Raw genomic sequence first — 15,892 nt, forward strand, 5'->3', positions numbered from 1 at the left:
GCTGTGGACTTATCTCGACAGGAAGGCCGCTACGTTTGCCGTGCGCAGCACTGTGCGGGTGACGCCGCCGAAAAGAAGCTGGCGCAGCCAGGAATGGCTGTAGGCGCCGAGCACCAGCAGATCGGCGCCGGATTCGGCGATCCTCTCCTGGATGATGTCGTCGACCGAGTTTCCTCCCGATTTCTGCACGCAAACGCTGACATTGGCGCCGTGGCGTGACAAGGCAGCCGCGATCTCGGCACCCGCCGCCTCGGGAGCCTCGTCGAGCGTCTCCGGCGGATCGATGACGAGAATGTCGGTCTTGTCCGCTTCGCTGATGAAGGGGAGGGCGTCGAATGCGGCGCGAGCCGCCTCCTTGCTGCCGTTCCAGGCGAGCAGCACGCGCCTGAAGGTGGTGACGAGCGGCCCGGCATGCGGAACGACAAGCACCGGCCGCCCTGCGTCGTAGACCAGCGTGTCGACATCTGCGCCCGGATCGCCTCCGGTATCGCGCTGCGCGGCGATGATTAGGTCAGCCGCCCGCACGCTCGAAATGCCGGTCAGCGCGCTGTCGCCGGAGAAGCTTTCGAGGCTGCGCCACTCGAAGGACAGGCCGGAATCCTCGATGCGCCTGAGAAAGACCGCCCGCAGCTTGTCGGCGCGCTCTTTGTTCATCTCGGCCGAGACCTGCAGGAATTCCGTGTCGGGGAAACCAGTGGCCGACGTATAGGGGACCGGAAGCGCTTCCGCATGGATGCCGACGAGATGGCTCTCGAACCGCTCAGCAAGCGGGATGGCGCAGTCGAGCACGCGCTCGGCGTCCTGTTCATTCTGCAGAATGGCGACGATCGTCTTGAAGCGCATGACAGATCCCTCAAATTTGTCGGCGCAAGCGCGCCTCCGGCCATCAAAATGGCCGGCATGAAGTGCCGTGCCAGAAACGTCGGCGCGCGCCTTCTGGTTCCGGGATCAGCTCGCGGCCGACAGGCCCGCCACCATGACCTCAACGTCCCTGCGCGCGGCCTCGAGAGCCGCTTCGCCGCGGGCGCGCACCACGAGCTCGGTCCAGAACTTGCCGTCGCCATATTTCGGGTACGAGCCGATGATGGTGTCGGGATGCGCCTTCTGGATGTCGGCCAGCGGTCCACCGATCAGGCCTTCGCCGAACGGACAGTGCACCGTAGCCGACAGCATCCTGGTGCCGGTCTTCAGCGTCGGCACCACATTGTCGAGCATCGCCTGGAAGATCGACGGCACGCCCGCCATCACGTGAACGTTGCCGATGCGGAAGCCCGGCGCGATCGATACCGGATTGTCGATGTGGTCGGCGCCGCGCGGCATGCGCGCCATGCGTTTGCGCGCCTCGGTGAATTCGATGCCGCGCTCGGCAAAGCTTGCCTCCAACATGGCGTAGGCCTTGGCATCGTATTCGCAAGGCACGCCGAAGGCCTTGGCTATCGAATCGGCGGTGATGTCGTCATGCGTGGGGCCGATGCCGCCGGTGGTGAAGACATAGACGTAGCGGGCGCGCAGCGCGTTGACGGCGGCGACGATCTCGTCCTCCTCATCGGGAACGATGCGCACTTCCTTCAGATCGACGCCGATCGCCGTCATGATATCGGCGAGATGGCCGATGTTCTTGTCCTTGGTCCTGCCGGAGAGGATCTCGTCGCCGATGACGAGCATGGCAGCGGTAACAATTTCAGACATGGCTCACTCCGGCTGCAAGTCGCCTGAGATAACGCGGCGGCCAGCCGGCTGCAATGCGCAGGCAGGCCGGGCTCTTGTGGCAGAGACGGTTGCGGGTAAGGTGCGCCGGTCCGGCTGGGGTGGAAGATGCTGATATCGGTTTTGTCGTGGCTGATCGGCGGCCTGATCGTTGCGGCGGCTGTTGTCGTGCTCGGCTTCATGCTTGCAACATGGTGGATCGCGGCCAGGGCCGAAAGGCTGGTACCGGCTTGCGGCAAGTTCGTCGAGATCGACGGCAACCGCATCCACTATGTCGAAGCGGGCGAGGGCAGGCCGATCGTCTTCCTGCACGGCCTCGGCGCGCAGCTCCACCATTTCCGGCATACGCTGTTCGGACGCTTCGGCGCCGGCTACCGGCTGATCGCTCTCGACCGGCCGGGCTCGGGATATTCGGTGCGGGCAGGCGGGGCGGGCGGCCGTCTGCCCGAACAGGCGGAAGTGGTGCGGCGTTTCATCGAGGAGCTTGGGCTGGAAAGGCCACTGATCGTCGGCCATTGACTCGGCGGCGCCATCGCGCTTGCGCTCGCGATCGAGCATCCGACTGCGATTTCCGGCATCGCGCTGCTCGCGCCGCTGACGCATCTGGAAGCGAGGGTGCGCCGGAAATTCGACCTGCTTTATGTTCCCTCGCGCCTGTGGCGGCGGGTCTTGGCCCGTACGGTAGCGATACCGGCCAGCCTGAAATATGCGGAGCCGACGATGAAAATTCATCTTCGCGCCGCAAGCCGTGCCCGGGGATTACATGATCGCCGGAGGCGGGTGGCTCGGGCTGCGGCCTGCTCATTTCCATGCGACCTCGACCGATTTCGTGGCAGTGGAGGAGGATCTCGGCCGCCTGGAGCGGCGCTATGGCGAGATCGTGATGCCGGCAGGCATTCTGTTCGGCGCGGATGACCGGGTCATCGGCATCGCGGCGCATGGCGATCCGATGCCGGGCAGGATCAAGCAGCTCGACTTCGAACGGGTCCAAGGGCTGGGGCACATGCCGCAATTCGCGGAACCGGAACGCGTGGTCGCCTTCATCCAACGCATCGCCACACGTGCGTTCGCCGGCGTGACCTGAATTTCGAGGACGATAGGACCAGCCCAACGTTCCGGCGGCTCACGGCCTCGTCACACAAACGTGTCGCGCGGCTCTGCTGCATGCCGATTTTCTCTTGGAACTTTTGCACCCAACCCAGGGTTTCATTCGTGTCGCCATCAAAATCTAGGCGATCAACCGAATGGAGTATCCAATGGTTATGAAAGTTCTTGCAGCCTCGGTGCTCACGCTGGGCATGGCAACCTCGGCAATGGCGCAGTCCTCGGACGTGTGGTCGTGGTGGCACCATGATCGTCCGGTCTCGAGCGAGCGGGTGCCAGTCGATCCTTACACCACAGGCAGTATCTCTTCGAGCAGCGAAGCCACCGGCCTTAACAGCCTCGGCAATCCGGGGGCCATCGGTCCGTGCGCCTCGGATACGCCCGGACCCGACGCCAATTCCGGGCAGAATGTCAACGACCAGTACTGCGGCAAATAATAACCGACGCGTCCGCCAGCGGCCGGCATGAAGGCAGGGGCATGGTCGGTCGCGGCGCGGCCGTAAAAAACTAATCGGAAACTTCGGTCTGCGGCCGGTCGCGGCCGTCGGCCAGTTCGTCATGCCAGACACCCTCGGAATCCTCATATTGGATGCCGTCCGTGGTGCCGGCGACCTGTTGCTCGGCCGAAGCAATTTCAGCCGCGCGCAGCGCGTCCTGGCGGGTGGGAAATGTTTCTGAAAAAGTCGAGCCGACCATGTAGGCCCAGCCGCCGTCATGCTCGACGATCTTGTAAGTCAGTTTCGCCATGGAATCCTCCGGTCGAGAAGCCCTTGCTTGCTCAATGCAGCTTTTCGTCAGGCAACCTGTCTTCGGGAACCAACACTTCAGATTCCTCGGCTGCCTCGATCAACGCGCGGCGTGCGTCCGCCGTCGAACGATAACCTTCCAGCGCCTTGAGGCAAGTGTCGAGAGCATCACGATGCCGCTGGCCGCGATTGAGCGGCCAAACGGTCATCAGGCACTCGGCGGCTTCGCGGGTGCTGCGGATCTGGCGATATTTGCCGACATGGCCGAGCTCGACCACCACCGGCTTTTCAAACGGCTTGCTGTCTGTCATGGCCGCCAACGCAAAACGGCCAATTTGGTTGCAATCGTGGCGGGGCGCCTGCGCCCAAAGGTCTCAGCCCCTGCGTCACCTATGGAAACAGCCGCTCAGCCGGCCGCCTTCATCCAGTGCTGCATCGTCGTCACCGAGCGCGCCAGCTGCGGCGCCGGACGGATTTCCTCGCCGAACGTCGCCGCCGCGCGCCAGCCCCAGCGCGGATCGGCGAGGAAGGCGCGCGCCAGCGCCACCATGTCGGCGCGGCCATCGGCTAAAATCGTCTCGGCCTGCTTGGGATCGTCGATCAGGCCTACGGCGCGCGTCGGAATGTCGGCGCCCTTGCGCACGGCTTCCGCCAGATGCACCTGGTAACCGGGACCGCTGGGCAGCTTCTGCAATGGCGAATTGCCGCCGCTGGAACAGCAGAGATAGGCGACGCCTTCCGCCTTCAGTGCCTTGGCCACTTCGATCGCTTCTTCGACCTCGAAGCCGCCGTCGACCCATTCCTTCACCGAGAGGCGCGCCCCCAGCATCAGGCCCGGTGCGGCCTGCTTCACAGCCCTGGCGATTTCGACGGCGAAGCGCATGCGGTTTTCCAGCGAGCCGCCCCAGCGGTCGGTGCGCTGGTTGGAGAGCCGCGACAGGAACTGGAAGATCAGATAGCCGTGAGCGGCGTGGAGTTCGATGAAGTCGAAGCCGGCGCGCTCGGCCCGCGCGGCCGCCTCGGCGAAACGTCCGATGACTTGCTTTATCTCTCCCTCGTCCAGTGCGTGCGGTACATTCCACCCGGTGTCATAGGCGATGGCCGAGGCCGAAACGGTCTGCCAGGGATCCTCGCCCGGTTGCAGGGGACCGCCGCCTTCCCAAGGCTTCCTGTTGGAGGCCTTGCGGCCGGCATGGGCGAGTTGGACGCCGAACTTGGTGCCGGGCGCGCCGACGCGCCTGGCGGCATCGAGCGTGCGCTTGGCCGCAGCCTCGTTGTCATCGGAGTAGAGACCAAGGCAGCCATGCGAGATGCGGCCGCGCCGCTCGACGTCGGTCATCTCGACGGTCACCATGCCGGCGCCGGACATGGCCAGGTTCATCCAGTGGTGGAGATGCCAGTCGCTGGCGGACCCGTCCTCGGCCGAATACTGGCACATCGGCGCTACCGCGATGCGGTTGGGAAAGGTGAGGCCGCCGAGGGTGATCGGCTGGAAAAGCGATGATGTCATGAGACGGGGCTCCTGGGAGAGATACCGCTATCTAGGCAGCCGCGGCATTTCGCGCCAGACACGAGCCGGTGAAAGTCTTGCTGGACCAGTCGGTTTCCAGGATTGCGCAGGCACCAGTTCGCCGATAACGCTTGCCGGCAGCACGGAGTTCACCATGGAAGATCGCGTCCGTATCCGCTCTGAAGAAGTCCTGTCCGACGACTGGGCGGTGCTCAAGAAGACGGTGCTCGACTATCGCCGCCGCGACGGGCGCTGGGAAACGCAGACCCGGCAGACCTACGACCGCGGCGACGGCGCGGTGATCCTGCCCTTCGATCCGCAACGCTCGACGGTGCTTTTGGTGCGGCAGTTCCGCTATCCGGCCTATGCCACCGGCCATCGCGAGCCGCTGATCGAGGCCTGCGCCGGCCTGCTCGACGAAAACGATCCGGAAACCTGCATCCGCAAGGAAGCGGAAGAGGAGCTCGGCTATCGTCTGAAGGACGTCGAGCGGCTGTTCGCGCCCTATATGAGCCCCGGCAGCGTGACGGAACGGCTCTGGTTCTTCACTGCGCGCTATTCACCGGCCGACCGCATCTCCGATGGCGGCGGAGCGCCGGAGGAAGGCGAGGACATCGAGGTTCTGGAGATGCCGCTCGACGAGGCGCTGGCCGGCATTGCCGACGGCCGTATCGTCGACGCCAAGACCATCATCCTGGTCCAGCATCTGAAATTGAACCCGATCACGCCCTGACAGGCGTCACCGCATTACGGCTCATTGGCCCGCGACAGGGCATTGGCCGGAAGGGCCGCCCGCCGCCGAATATCGATAGATGCGCAGCGGGCCCGCAACGGGACACTCCGCCAGCCAGTCTGGTGGCTTTCCCGTGGCCAATCGGCTGGCCAACGGAAATTGAGCTTCGACCGACCGGAGTGTTCTCTCCTCCACGCGGCAGACCGCAACATGGGTGGCCTTGGTTTCGTCAAGCAGCCGCGCCGGATCGGGCGTAGCCGGATCGAAAAATCGCAGGACGCGCTCAATGCCCTTGGCCGATGTGTGAAAAGGGACGGCCACGACGTCGAGCCCGACAGGAGACCCCAAACCGGCGGCCCCGATGTTGGGAGGTGCGAACAGCCGCGCGCCATCCGGCCAGACGAAATGCGGACCGGCGCCGGCTTTCTCGCAGGCCTTGGCGATATCGATGCCGAGAAGTTTCGTTTCCCGGGGAGGCCAAACCAGATGCCCCACAAAAAGAATGGCGATAATCGCCACTCCGGGAGCTGCAAGAACAGAGACGCCCGGCAATTCGTCGTTGGACTTGGTGCCGAAATAGCGCCCTAGCGCCAGCCGGGCTGGTAAGCCCTGGTAAATGAGCAGGGCTAGGCCGGGGGCAACAAAGAGCGGGAAAAAGCGGAAGTATCGCAGATAGAGCAGCCCCAGCAGGAGCCCGACTGTGGAAAAAAGCGCAAGGACTATCCAGGTGCGCCTTCTGCTTGTGTCAAACAGGGCCAAGCTGCATGTCGCGGCCGCGCCCAGAATGGCCAAAGAAAACCTGGCGAAACGGCCGGAGCTCAAAAAGTCCGGGCTGAGGAAGGCGCTGTGTTCCTGCCCGACGCGCGAAAGCCAATTGTCGCGTACGTAGTCGCTCAGCCCGGCAAGCGGTCCACCCGAGCATTGGGGGAAAAAGAGGACAAGCAGCGCAGCAGTCGCAAAAGCGCCTGCCAAGAGAAAGGCGGCCCGTATCCGCCAACTTCCTGCTGTCGCTGACACCAGCGTTGGCCGAAGCGAATGGCCTGCCATACCAGGGCGCATGAAGCAGTGAAGCGCAGTACCAGCCAGGCGACTTCGTGAGCCACCAAGGCGGTCTTTGGCACGCTCAGATCCGGAGCAGAGGCGTCCGCCCAAACGACGCGCCAATGGTGTGGAAGCTCGCGGTCAAGCGCGGTGCAGTCGAGAAGATGGAGAAGGCGCATGCCAGCACCAGCGTTTGATCAGATTGATGTCGTGCTGTGCGAGGACAACCGCACCATAGCGCTCTGCGGCTATATCGATGATGCGATGTGGATGCAGTCATTCGACACTCTGCCCATGCCGATCGATGAGAACAGCCTGAACCACGATGAATGGCGCGCCGCCGCTCGTCCTGATGGTTGGAGGCCGATCGGATGACCATGCAGACCCCGGGGGGCCATCTCGTCCGAAGGTCGATCCCCTCGGAGACCGGTCTGGTCCCCTTTCGCGCATGAAATTGAGGAAAACATTCAAAGGACAAAACCCTAGTGCCTAAAAATCTGAAACTCGTTGCCGACAACCCGCCTTTGACCTGCGCGCCACCTAGGCCGCTCGGCCAGCACGGCATGGCTCTCTGGCGTTCGGTAGTTGCTCAATACGCCATCGAAGATGCTGCCGGCATCGAGTTCCTTGTCACCGCGTGCCAGGCGCTCGATCGGGCGGAGGCATTGAAGGCGCAGATCGATGCCGATGGCGCTGTCATCCGCACGAAAGCAGGCTTGAAGGATCATCCGGGGCTGAAGCACGAAACGGCAGCGCGGAGCCTCTGCATCAGAACCTTGGCGCGGCTTGGCTTGGATTTGGAACCTCTCCATGGCGGGCCCGGCCGCCCTGCCGGTCCCGGTTATGGAGGCTGAGCGATGGCGACAAAGCGAAGCCCCATCCGGCGCCGGCATATCGGCGGCAATGCCGAGTACAAGGCATGGCGAGAGGCATTCGAGACCGGAAACGATGGCTTCAATGAATTAAGCGAGTTCGGCATCGTCGACCCGGTAAACCGGATCGTTCCTGTGGCGGAAATGCCGGCGGCACGAGCTGCATTCAAAGAGCAAATGGCGGATGCCTGGAAGCGCTTCGGTGCCCGCTTCATAGCCGAATGGACACCGACCGACACTCAGCAATTACCGGCGGCTTATCGCGAGTTCGGAGCACCCTGATGCCGACGAAACGCACACCACGAAACAGAAATGTGAAACGCAGGATCTCGCAGGCGGCGGTCGAAGCATTCAAGGCAAATGACTACCTGGCCCTGCATCGTGCCCTGAGCTTGCGACCATGGGAAATGAGTCCGTTGCCGCGCGATATCGAACCGCTCGGCTGTGATCCCGAACGTCCGCCCAATTCTAGGACCACCCTTTTCGACCAATCGTACGAGCAAGCGGTCGAGCTGCAACGGGCGCTTTTGGAGACGTCGAAATGACCCAAGAAAGGGAAACGATGGATAGCCTTAGCATCCTCTTCGATCCGGCGATGTTCGAACCTGGCTGCAAGCAGCCCAGCCGGCTTTTTCCCGTCGTGCTGGAGTTCACGCGATTCCAAGCGAAATGCCAGGCCTTGGGCTTCGATCGCGAGGAAGTCTTGAAGCTCGCAATGGCGCTTGCTGAGCGCGAACTAAAGGGCCTCGCCGATGGCGCATGATCTCAATTTTCCAGTGATCGCAGATGGCCAGGCCGACGGGCAATGGCAAACGAGCAATGACGCTGATGCCGCTCTGGGCAATGCCTTTGGTGATACTTATTCCGTCGACTTCTCGGCCGGCAATGTCACGCTGAACTCGACACAATACCGCTCCGCGATGATCTTCAAGCCGAGCGCTGCACTCTCGGCTGCCCGAACGCTCATTCTCCCAGCCATCAAGCGACCCTTCGAGTTCCACAACAGCGACGCGACATATACCGTCACGCTGAAAAGCACCGATGGTGGTTCCCCTGAGACGGCGCTGACCAAGGCCGTCGCACCGGGCGAGATATTCATCGGTTATACCAACGGTTCATCTCCAGGGCTTTACGGGTTCACGGCATCGTCAACCGGAGCGATCGGCGTCAGCGACGGCGACAGGGGCGACATTACAGTTTCCGGCGGTGGTTCGGTTTGGTCTATCGACGCCTTCCAGGGAGCCTCAGCCGGCGACATCCTCTACTATGACAACAGCTCGCCGGCTCAGTGGCGGCGGCTGGCGGCTGGAACCAGCGGCTACTACCTCAAAACACAAGGAGCTGGACTCAATCCCATTTGGGCGGCGGTATCTGGCGGTGGCGGCAGCGGTAGCGCCTGGCAGCTACAGTGGTCTCCTCTGGTCAATGAGCCGCCGACAAGCAACTACGCGACGTTGGACAGCCGCAACGGGCATCCCTGCCTGGACTTCGACGCCACCACCCAGGAAGCGGCGATCTTCACCGGAGTTCTACCAGCCGATTATGCCGGCGCCGGCCTGACGGTTTCTGTCTGGTGCGCGCTCACTTCGGCTACGAGCGGAACGGTGGGGTGGCTTGTCTCGATCGAGCGCATCAATGCATCGGGCCACGATATCGACGGCGACAGCTTTTCGGCCACCCAGACGATTACCGCGACGACTGTCCCCGGCACCAGCGGCCAAGTCCTGAAGATGAGCGTCAACATCGGCAGCGGGTCATCGCCTGACGATATGGACAACCTGGCTGCTGGCGAAGCGTTCCGGCTGAAGATCGAGCGCGATGTCACCAACGACACAGCGACCGGTGATGCCGAGTTGCTGCGCGTCATGATGGTGGGGCAGTGAGATGGCGAGGAGCAATGCCGGCGGCACGGATCAATTTTCCTGGTCGAGGACAGCAACGCCTGCCCAGCCCTCAGTGGGCTGCTTTGCGTTTTGGCTGAAGACAACCCAAACCACGTCCAATGTCTCTGTGATGTCGCATTGGAGCACCGGCAGCCGGTTGGGCTTCGGGATATTATTGAACAATACAGCGAACAAACTGACTGCGGTCGGCTACCCCTCGTCCACCCCGGCAGGTATCACGCTGATTTCCACATCCAACTTGAATGACGGAAATTGGCGTCATGTCGCTTTCAATTTCAACAGAAGCAGCGGACAGGCCAACGCTCTGTTTATTGACGGCGTCTCCGAGGTCTCCGGCAATTCCTCAAGCAATTGGGGAAACAACCTCACGCCTACCTATTCCATTGCGTGCAGCCAACTAAACGGATTTTGGTCAGCTTACGTCGGGGAAATCGCAGAGATCGGATATTGGTCAACGAACTTAACCAGCGATGAGATAGCAGCGCTGGCGAAAGGCTATGCGCCGAGCACGATCCGGCCCACATCGTTGACAGTGGCCTATGCGCCACTTGTCCGAGACATTCATGAACTCAGAGACACTCTGGCCAGCAGCGTGACAGGTACGTCGGTAACTGACCATCCGCGCGTCATTGGTGGATCTGTCTAAGATCAGCCGGCGATGGCCAGCCCGATGGCGACGCCAAGGCCAATGGCAATGCCCAGGAAGAGCTTGCCGGCAATGTCTAGGGCAAAGGCGCGGACAGCAGCCGAAACGTCTGCGCGTGGCTCCCTGAGAGCACTGGAAAGGTCATCAAAGATCGCTTCCATGCCGAAGATTCTAGATCGGAACGCGGCGGATGTGAATCCCCACCCTTATGGCGTCTTCGCACCAGTTCTTAGCGACCGCTTATGCTCGCTATGTCGGCTTATCCACCAGCGGAGTCTTCCGCTTCGGCGGTAGATGTAGAGCGGGACAGGGCTCACTCGGCCAAATGGTCTTGGTCGATTTTGGCAATTAGTCCGGCAAGAACCTCAACTGCTCGCTTCGATTGCGCAATATGCGCCGCAGTAGTGTCGACCTTTCCTTTGCCTGGCTCAACTTGCCAAATTCCCGTCTGGCCAGCCTCGGCCGTGGCAATGAACCGGCGTTCGTTTTCAAGCGATTCGCTCAGCTCCGCTCGGAAAGCTTTCCAGTGCTCTTTGTTTGCAGCCATTAAGGTTTTTCCTGCTATTAGTTCTTCGGTGCAGACGGTCGCTCATGAAACTTGCAGAGCACCACATACTGAGACTGGCCCGAAATCTGGGTCATTACGCCTTTGTCCGGCAAGGTCAGGATTTGGGAACCGAAGTCGCAATAGGTTTGGATCGCGTCTGGGACATCGTCAGCGCGAATGCCGGCAATCTTGGCTATGTCGCCATCCTGACAGTTGCCGTTAGAGAGCAAGGTGCCGAGCATTTCGCACGATCGTTCTTCGGCCGCCGCTGCACCGCAAAATAGAGCCAGTGATGCTATTGTGCCTATCAGACGGAGCATCCCCACCTCCCCAGTCATGCCCGGCCGAATACTTGCCGCAAGTGTTGCTCCGGCACTGAGCGCATGAGCGGGCGTGTCAATTTTTCGGTTTCCGAAGCAAGGTTTCAAAGAAGCTCGCCTGGACCTTCGGAAGCCGGCGATAGACGCGATCCCATCGTTCCAATGGGTAGTCACTCTCCCGGATGACAATCCCTTCGAACGGGATTTTCGAAACTTGCCAGGCTTTCAGGTAAAAATGTCCCTGCGGGCGAACGAGGCGGTGGATTTCCGACAGATAGCACTCGATCTGGTCGAGCCGCATTTAGTGCAGCGATGAGATGTTGACGAAAAGATCGACGGTGGAATCCGGCAGAAGTTTAAGTTGATGAGGCAATAGGAAGGCAAGCGCGGACGCCTCGAATTCGTCGCGAACGGTTTCAAAATTGCCGAAGGGACGAAAGCGGAAATGCTTCTGTCAGCAAACACCTGGCAGAGATATTCCTGGGCGACCCCGAGAGCCGGAGGGATATCGACCATGATGTATCTGACGGTCGGACGCAGCGAGGCAATGACGAACGCTGTTCGGCCGTAGCCGCCACCGAGCTCGCAGATCGTCCCTGTCGCGACCGGCTCGACCGATTTGTATTCCAGGATTGAATTGGCAAGATCCTGGGAAACAAGTCTTCCGCCGATGCGGATGGCCGGCGGGTTTCCGACGGATGGCTCCGACAGGGCCGCGATCTCTTCCGGGCATTCCTGCCCGGCATATTGCCAGACGAGCCGGGTGAGAAAGTTCAGGGCGAAGCCCTCGAACAACGGAATATGGCGATGCTTTAACGGCGACATGACACCAAGCGCGGCCCGGAGTGACGCTGCGGGCGGCAGGTGGCCGATCAGAAAACGGATTTGCGGGTCCCAGGGCAGGACCCGCATCCAAGTAAAATAGTCCTTGGCCAGCGTCCGCTTGAAATTTGCGATCCCGGTCGATGCCATGCGCTCGGCATGCCGCCGGTTCAGGTCTTGCCAGAACTTCGAGGGCTGCATCGCCTCGGGCGCCGCCTTCATCTCCTCGATCATTGCCGGCAGCGTGGTGCTGAAGCTTTCAGCGCCGCGATCTCCGAACCGTTCCCTCATGCTGCGCAATCTCCCCGCGCGGACAATGCTTCAAACAAGCTGAAAACACAAATTCCGCGATCACGGAAAGGAACCGCCATGGACCTCAATCTTGCGTTTCCCCCCACTCTCTCCGGCTGTAAATGAGGCCCGCTGCACCCGGCTCTTTGGCAGCGGGCTTCATATTTAGTAATTGCCAAACCATGCGGCGACGCCGGATAAGCGCAAGGGCTGGACGGCTTGCCCCTGAAACGGGAGCGGCCCGGCGCTCTGGCGGGGTAGGCCAGTGGACGCCGGACCTAACCGGCGGGGGCTCGGAATCGGAACAGGGCAGGCATACTTCGGGTCGCGACTCTGGGCTCATCCAATTTGTGAATAGAGCAAGCCAAACACCCTAGTTTTGCCAAGTTGGCAGCGCCGCAAGCTGGCCTATAAACCTCACCGGCCGGCGAACCTAACCCCGTTTTCCGGCTTGGCCCGGCGGCCAAACCCGCCACCCAGCCACGGTCGCCGGGCTGAAACGTAGGCGAGCCCCAGCCGAGACTGAGATCACTGGCAGCAGTTGCCCGAGAGAATCTATCCGGCTGGAACGCGAGCGCGAGCGGGAAGCCTTGACGCGCTACCACTTTGCGGCCGAGCAGACGCGCGGCCTCCAGAGCCGAGCCTAAGACGGGCTAGCTGAGCAGCACGTAGAGAGCCAAGCCTGCGACAGGGGGCCATGCCGATGAAGTCGCGGCGCAGATAGAACCAGATCGCACTGGGCAAGGCGATTAAAATAGTGTTCACAAACCATGCGGCGACGCCAGATAAGCGGAGCCACTTTGCGGCCGAGCAGACGCGCGGCCTCCAGAGCCGAGCCTAAGACGGGCTAGCTGAGCAGCACGTAGAGAGCCAAGCCTGCGACAGGGGGCCATGCCGATGAAGTCGCGGCGCAGATAGAACCAGATCGCACTGGGCAAGGCGATTAAAATAGTGTTCACAAACCATGCGGCGACGCCAGATAAGCGGAGGCCGAATGCGCACAGCGAGGTGGGCGGCGAAGGTCGTGTCCTCGCGCCGTTAAACCTTCTCCACGACAGTGAGAGCGTCAGTTTCGCTATTCCCATTCCAGGGGAACGCCTGCTGTTCGATGATGGTCAGCCCGGCACGCGAGCTAACATGCTCGACAAATCCCTTTGGCATAAAGTTCCGCCAATCGGGATTTTCCTTGAATGTTCCGGTTGGATTTTCCGAGTAGTTCGAATGATGAAGGACGGCTCGCCCCCTCGGCTTCAAGACGGAGGCGACTTCCATGATGTACGACGCCACGGTCAGCGGTTCGAAATGAACCATCGAGTCGTAACTGAAAACAGAGGAAAAACGCCCCTTTTCAAATGGTAGACTCTTGCCGTCCGGCGAAAGCGTCACGGTCACATGAGAAGCGCTTGAAAACCGTTTCCTGGCTAATGCGGTGGCGTCGACTGAAGTATCGATCAACGTCAGCCGCCTGCAGCGGCCCACGATCTGCGCCGAATGGCGTCCAGCACCGCTGGCTATCTCAAGCACATCATCCAAATCCAAATATCGCTCAAAAGCTTTGCGAAAGCGGCTCGCCGGTGCCCAAAACCAAGCCAGCAGCTCAGGATCCTCGTACCGCTCAAAGTACTCATAATCAGAGGCGCCAAAACCACGCCACGTATCGACGATTGCTTCGTGCGCAGCGTCAGGCTCAGTCATAAGCCTTTCCCCTTATTTTCTTCTGCACATTTTAGAGGGATCGCCCGTCAAAGGCAAAGGAGGCGCGCGCAAGCGGGCTTCCCGCTGGCGGGTTGCTATAAGGGGCCGATCGCGCCCTCCATCAGGAAGGCACCCAGCGCGCTCATCAGCGCTTCGGCGCTATCCCTCTCAAGATGAAGATCGATCTCTTCGTCGTCTTCCGTGATCAGCAGCAATTTGCCTACAAGGGGGTTGCGCGAGATGACCACTATGTCGTCATCCTGATAGTCGGCTTCCCTAGCCATCGCGTCTCCTCCCTCTCGTATCAGCATTGCCGTGAGCGCCGTAGGAAAGCAAAAATTCAGGCCAGCGGGAAGCGCCAGAGCGCGGGAAGCACATCGCCCGTGTTGGACAGCGGCCAGACAGAACGCGCGCTGGCGGGCCTCCGCTTGGGCCTAGTCGTATACGATCTGGGCGCGCAATCCATCCAAGGTGATGAACGAGATATGCCGATGATCCTGAGCAAATTCGCAGGTGCCGATAACCGATCGGCCTGGTGCGTGCGCCCGGTTCCGCGTCTCGAACTCGACTGTGACGACCGGCGGATCGGCTCGCTCGGTCGCTTTGGTCGGCCGGTAGATCAGGCCGCGACGGTACATCATCGTTTGCAGGAAGAATTCGCAACGTGCGATCAGGGTCAGCGCTGGCTCTGAGCGAGCCGGCGCAAGCATCAACGCATAGACGCACACGGCGGCCATCAGCAGGCAGGCCGCGGATCTGACCAAGCGACCGCGGCGAAAGGACCAGACCGCGCCGGCGAGCATCACGGCGCCGATTGCGGCGATGTAAACGGCTACTGCCAAAGCCTATCCAGTGCTTGCAACACCACCGACACGCCAGCCGCGACCGCTGCCCAGCTGGCCCATTTTCCCCGTCGGCCGATGTCAGGCATCATGTCGTCTATGCTGTCCCTGATAGGGATGGTTGCCGCTCTGATGCCCAGCCCTGCCGCGACGAGGCTCGTGACAATTGAAAGATACGGAATGACCATCTGTTACGTCCTCCTTCTCCACATTCGCACGTCACGAAGCACATTGCGCGCCACCAGCCACGATGCTGCGGTGAAAGCTGTAAAGAATGCTCCTCCAACTAGATCGCCGCGATAGAGTTGAAAGATTGCAACGAGTGGATTTGCGATCGCAGCGAATGCGAGCACGACGTACCACCAGAGCAAGAGGAATCTGCTTATCAAGCCTCGGCCTTTTTCTGTGGTCGATTGTCGGGATGGACCCAATCGGCAGGTGGATCATATTCGCGTGGCCGACGACCAGGAGGGCCGTTACCCATTATGGTGGCCGGGAAAACAGACCGCTCTATATGCTCCCTCGTCAACGCTATGCGCCCCTCGCTAAATTGTGTGATATTCGCAGAGAAATTTCGGCCTGGCGGCGAGACAGTCACCAATGACTTTTTCTCTTTGAAGGTTTCGCGGAGGAATCGAGCTGTGGCCGCCTGATCGGAATCGGCAGTGAGCAGGTAGGCGCGGTCAAAAACGTCATTCCAGGCGTCGGTGATCAAGGACAGGCCAAGATTGAGGTCAGACGCCTTTTCGTTCGGCTGTTGCCAGACGCGACCACATTCTCGACAATCACGTTCCTCATGAATGTAGTGGCCCATCACGCAATCGACGCCGACATTTCGCAGAGCGTTCATAAGCTGTTCATGCCGCCAGCGCTTTTGTGGATCTCCAGGGTAGTAGGCGGTGCAAAAAACAACTTTTACAAGCTTTTCTGAGACGGAAGGGATGATGATTTCCCCGAGCCGCCAAAGATTGCACCACTTCAAGAAATCCTCGTTTAGGTCCTTTACAGAGTGGTAAAGATTGAACCCGTCGACATAAAGCGCGGACCTAATAGGCACGTTTCCCCGCCTTGACTTTTTAGCCGGACTCAATCACATAAACGCTATCACCGCG

26 protein-coding genes are annotated in these 15,892 nt (G+C 60.9%); 11 read left to right on the forward strand and 15 right to left on the reverse strand.

Going from position 1 to position 15,892, the window contains the following annotated elements; translation table 11 throughout:
- Window positions 1-9: 9 nt before the first annotated feature.
- Together DH10_RS09550 and DH10_RS09555 are read right to left on the reverse strand one after the other, a co-directional pair.
- Window positions 10-843: a universal stress protein gene (locus DH10_RS09550; protein WP_192243620.1), complete on the reverse strand. Its 834-nt coding sequence runs from the start codon at window positions 841-843 to the stop codon at window positions 10-12.
- Between the two features lie 105 nt (window positions 844-948).
- Window positions 949-1,689 (reverse strand): competence/damage-inducible protein A, encoded by a 741-nt coding sequence (locus DH10_RS09555; RefSeq protein ID WP_192243618.1) that lies wholly within the window; start codon window positions 1,687-1,689, stop codon window positions 949-951.
- A gap of 126 nt (window positions 1,690-1,815) precedes the next feature.
- Here DH10_RS09555 and DH10_RS36750 point away from each other — a divergent pair, with 126 nt between their 5' ends.
- The 3 genes from DH10_RS36750 (at window position 1,816) to DH10_RS09565 (ending at window position 3,248) form a co-directional block, all read left to right on the forward strand.
- Window positions 1,816-2,226, forward strand: a complete 411-nt coding sequence (locus tag DH10_RS36750; protein WP_246505815.1) for an alpha/beta fold hydrolase — start codon at window positions 1,816-1,818, stop codon at window positions 2,224-2,226.
- 244 nt (window positions 2,227-2,470) lie between these two features.
- Window positions 2,471-2,791: an alpha/beta fold hydrolase gene (locus DH10_RS36755; RefSeq protein WP_246505814.1), complete on the forward strand. Its 321-nt coding sequence runs from the start codon at window positions 2,471-2,473 to the stop codon at window positions 2,789-2,791.
- A 172-nt stretch (window positions 2,792-2,963) separates the two neighbouring features.
- Window positions 2,964-3,248 carry a hypothetical protein gene (locus tag DH10_RS09565; RefSeq protein WP_192243616.1) on the forward strand — a complete coding sequence of 95 codons (285 nt, stop codon included), beginning with the start codon at window positions 2,964-2,966 and terminating at the stop codon, window positions 3,246-3,248.
- A 70-nt stretch (window positions 3,249-3,318) separates the two neighbouring features.
- On the opposite strand, the gene DH10_RS09570 is transcribed toward DH10_RS09565, so the two are convergent.
- The 3 genes from DH10_RS09570 to DH10_RS09580 all read right to left on the reverse strand — a co-directional run bounded on the left by DH10_RS09570 (window position 3,319) and on the right by DH10_RS09580 (window position 5,067).
- Window positions 3,319-3,558, reverse strand: coding sequence for a DUF2188 domain-containing protein (locus tag DH10_RS09570; RefSeq protein WP_067328195.1), 240 nt, complete (start codon window positions 3,556-3,558; stop codon window positions 3,319-3,321).
- Between the two features lie 31 nt (window positions 3,559-3,589).
- Window positions 3,590-3,868, reverse strand: a complete 279-nt coding sequence (locus tag DH10_RS09575) for a DUF982 domain-containing protein (RefSeq protein ID WP_192243613.1) — start codon at window positions 3,866-3,868, stop codon at window positions 3,590-3,592.
- Between the two features lie 95 nt (window positions 3,869-3,963).
- Window positions 3,964-5,067, reverse strand: coding sequence for an NADH:flavin oxidoreductase/NADH oxidase (locus tag DH10_RS09580; protein ID WP_192243611.1), 1,104 nt, complete (start codon window positions 5,065-5,067; stop codon window positions 3,964-3,966).
- 154 nt (window positions 5,068-5,221) lie between these two features.
- On the opposite strand from DH10_RS09580, the gene DH10_RS09585 reads away from it, so the two are divergent.
- Window positions 5,222-5,800, forward strand: coding sequence for an NUDIX domain-containing protein (locus tag DH10_RS09585; RefSeq protein WP_192243609.1), 579 nt, complete (start codon window positions 5,222-5,224; stop codon window positions 5,798-5,800).
- A 21-nt stretch (window positions 5,801-5,821) separates the two neighbouring features.
- On the opposite strand, the gene DH10_RS09590 is transcribed toward DH10_RS09585, so the two are convergent.
- Window positions 5,822-6,772: a hypothetical protein gene (locus DH10_RS09590; RefSeq protein WP_192243607.1), complete on the reverse strand. Its 951-nt coding sequence runs from the start codon at window positions 6,770-6,772 to the stop codon at window positions 5,822-5,824.
- 246 nt (window positions 6,773-7,018) lie between these two features.
- Between DH10_RS09590 and DH10_RS09595 the strand changes: the two genes are divergently transcribed.
- Window positions 7,019-7,216, forward strand: a complete 198-nt coding sequence (locus DH10_RS09595) for a hypothetical protein (protein WP_192243605.1) — start codon at window positions 7,019-7,021, stop codon at window positions 7,214-7,216.
- Window positions 7,217-7,323: 107 nt separating this feature from the next.
- Here the strand turns inward: DH10_RS09595 and DH10_RS09600 are convergent, their stop codons facing one another.
- Entirely contained in the window at window positions 7,324-7,653 is a 330-nt protein-coding gene (locus DH10_RS09600) for a hypothetical protein (RefSeq protein ID WP_192384628.1), read from the reverse strand.
- A 45-nt stretch (window positions 7,654-7,698) separates the two neighbouring features.
- Between DH10_RS09600 and DH10_RS09605 the strand changes: the two genes are divergently transcribed.
- Genes DH10_RS09605 through DH10_RS09625 form a run of 5 tightly spaced genes read left to right on the forward strand, consistent with a single transcriptional unit; the run spans window position 7,699 to window position 10,263 of the window.
- Entirely contained in the window at window positions 7,699-7,995 is a 297-nt protein-coding gene (locus DH10_RS09605; RefSeq protein ID WP_192243601.1) for a hypothetical protein, read from the forward strand.
- Window positions 7,995-8,258, forward strand: a complete 264-nt coding sequence (locus DH10_RS09610) for a hypothetical protein (protein ID WP_192243599.1) — start codon at window positions 7,995-7,997, stop codon at window positions 8,256-8,258. The genes DH10_RS09605 and DH10_RS09610 overlap by 1 nt, the downstream gene beginning before the upstream one ends.
- The gene (locus DH10_RS09615) at window positions 8,255-8,476 is read left to right on the forward strand and encodes a hypothetical protein (RefSeq protein ID WP_192243597.1); all 222 of its coding nucleotides are present in this window, start codon (window positions 8,255-8,257) and stop codon (window positions 8,474-8,476) included. Before DH10_RS09610 ends, DH10_RS09615 begins: the two co-directional genes overlap by 4 nt.
- On the forward strand, window positions 8,466-9,596 hold the full coding sequence (locus DH10_RS09620; RefSeq protein ID WP_192243595.1) for a hypothetical protein: 1,131 nt from the start codon (window positions 8,466-8,468) through the stop codon (window positions 9,594-9,596). Before DH10_RS09615 ends, DH10_RS09620 begins: the two co-directional genes overlap by 11 nt.
- A 1-nt stretch (window position 9,597) precedes the next feature.
- On the forward strand, window positions 9,598-10,263 hold the full coding sequence (locus DH10_RS09625; protein ID WP_192243592.1) for a LamG-like jellyroll fold domain-containing protein: 666 nt from the start codon (window positions 9,598-9,600) through the stop codon (window positions 10,261-10,263).
- 2 nt (window positions 10,264-10,265) lie between these two features.
- On the opposite strand, the gene DH10_RS09630 is transcribed toward DH10_RS09625, so the two are convergent.
- Together DH10_RS09630 and DH10_RS09635 are read right to left on the reverse strand one after the other, a co-directional pair.
- Complete coding sequence (locus DH10_RS09630; RefSeq protein WP_192243590.1) at window positions 10,266-10,424, reverse strand: hypothetical protein; 159 nt, start codon at window positions 10,422-10,424, stop codon at window positions 10,266-10,268.
- 152 nt (window positions 10,425-10,576) lie between these two features.
- Window positions 10,577-10,810 (reverse strand): hypothetical protein, encoded by a 234-nt coding sequence (locus DH10_RS09635; protein WP_192243588.1) that lies wholly within the window; start codon window positions 10,808-10,810, stop codon window positions 10,577-10,579.
- Between the two features lie 44 nt (window positions 10,811-10,854).
- Between DH10_RS09635 and DH10_RS09640 the strand changes: the two genes are divergently transcribed.
- Window positions 10,855-11,094: a hypothetical protein gene (locus DH10_RS09640; RefSeq protein WP_192243586.1), complete on the forward strand. Its 240-nt coding sequence runs from the start codon at window positions 10,855-10,857 to the stop codon at window positions 11,092-11,094.
- Window positions 11,095-11,355: 261 nt separating this feature from the next.
- Here the strand turns inward: DH10_RS09640 and DH10_RS09645 are convergent, their stop codons facing one another.
- The 6 genes from DH10_RS09645 to DH10_RS09670 all read right to left on the reverse strand — a co-directional run bounded on the left by DH10_RS09645 (window position 11,356) and on the right by DH10_RS09670 (window position 15,762).
- A complete protein-coding gene (locus DH10_RS09645; RefSeq protein ID WP_192384629.1) occupies window positions 11,356-12,243 on the reverse strand; it encodes a putative sugar O-methyltransferase in 888 nt (295 codons plus the stop codon).
- Window positions 12,244-13,281: 1,038 nt separating this feature from the next.
- A complete protein-coding gene (locus DH10_RS09650; protein WP_192243582.1) occupies window positions 13,282-13,938 on the reverse strand; it encodes a class I SAM-dependent methyltransferase in 657 nt (218 codons plus the stop codon).
- Between the two features lie 95 nt (window positions 13,939-14,033).
- Window positions 14,034-14,222 carry a hypothetical protein gene (locus DH10_RS09655; protein WP_192243580.1) on the reverse strand — a complete coding sequence of 63 codons (189 nt, stop codon included), beginning with the start codon at window positions 14,220-14,222 and terminating at the stop codon, window positions 14,034-14,036.
- A gap of 150 nt (window positions 14,223-14,372) precedes the next feature.
- Entirely contained in the window at window positions 14,373-14,741 is a 369-nt protein-coding gene (locus DH10_RS09660; RefSeq protein WP_192243578.1) for a hypothetical protein, read from the reverse strand.
- A 29-nt stretch (window positions 14,742-14,770) separates the two neighbouring features.
- Window positions 14,771-14,968, reverse strand: a complete 198-nt coding sequence (locus DH10_RS09665) for a hypothetical protein (protein WP_192243576.1) — start codon at window positions 14,966-14,968, stop codon at window positions 14,771-14,773.
- 197 nt (window positions 14,969-15,165) lie between these two features.
- Complete coding sequence (locus DH10_RS09670) at window positions 15,166-15,762, reverse strand: NYN domain-containing protein (protein ID WP_343221496.1); 597 nt, start codon at window positions 15,760-15,762, stop codon at window positions 15,166-15,168.
- Between the last annotated feature and the right edge of the window lie 130 nt (window positions 15,763-15,892).

The sequence above is a fragment of the Mesorhizobium silamurunense genome, assembly GCF_014843825.1.
In the GTDB taxonomy this organism is placed as follows: Bacteria; Pseudomonadota; Alphaproteobacteria; order Rhizobiales; family Rhizobiaceae; genus Mesorhizobium; species Mesorhizobium silamurunense.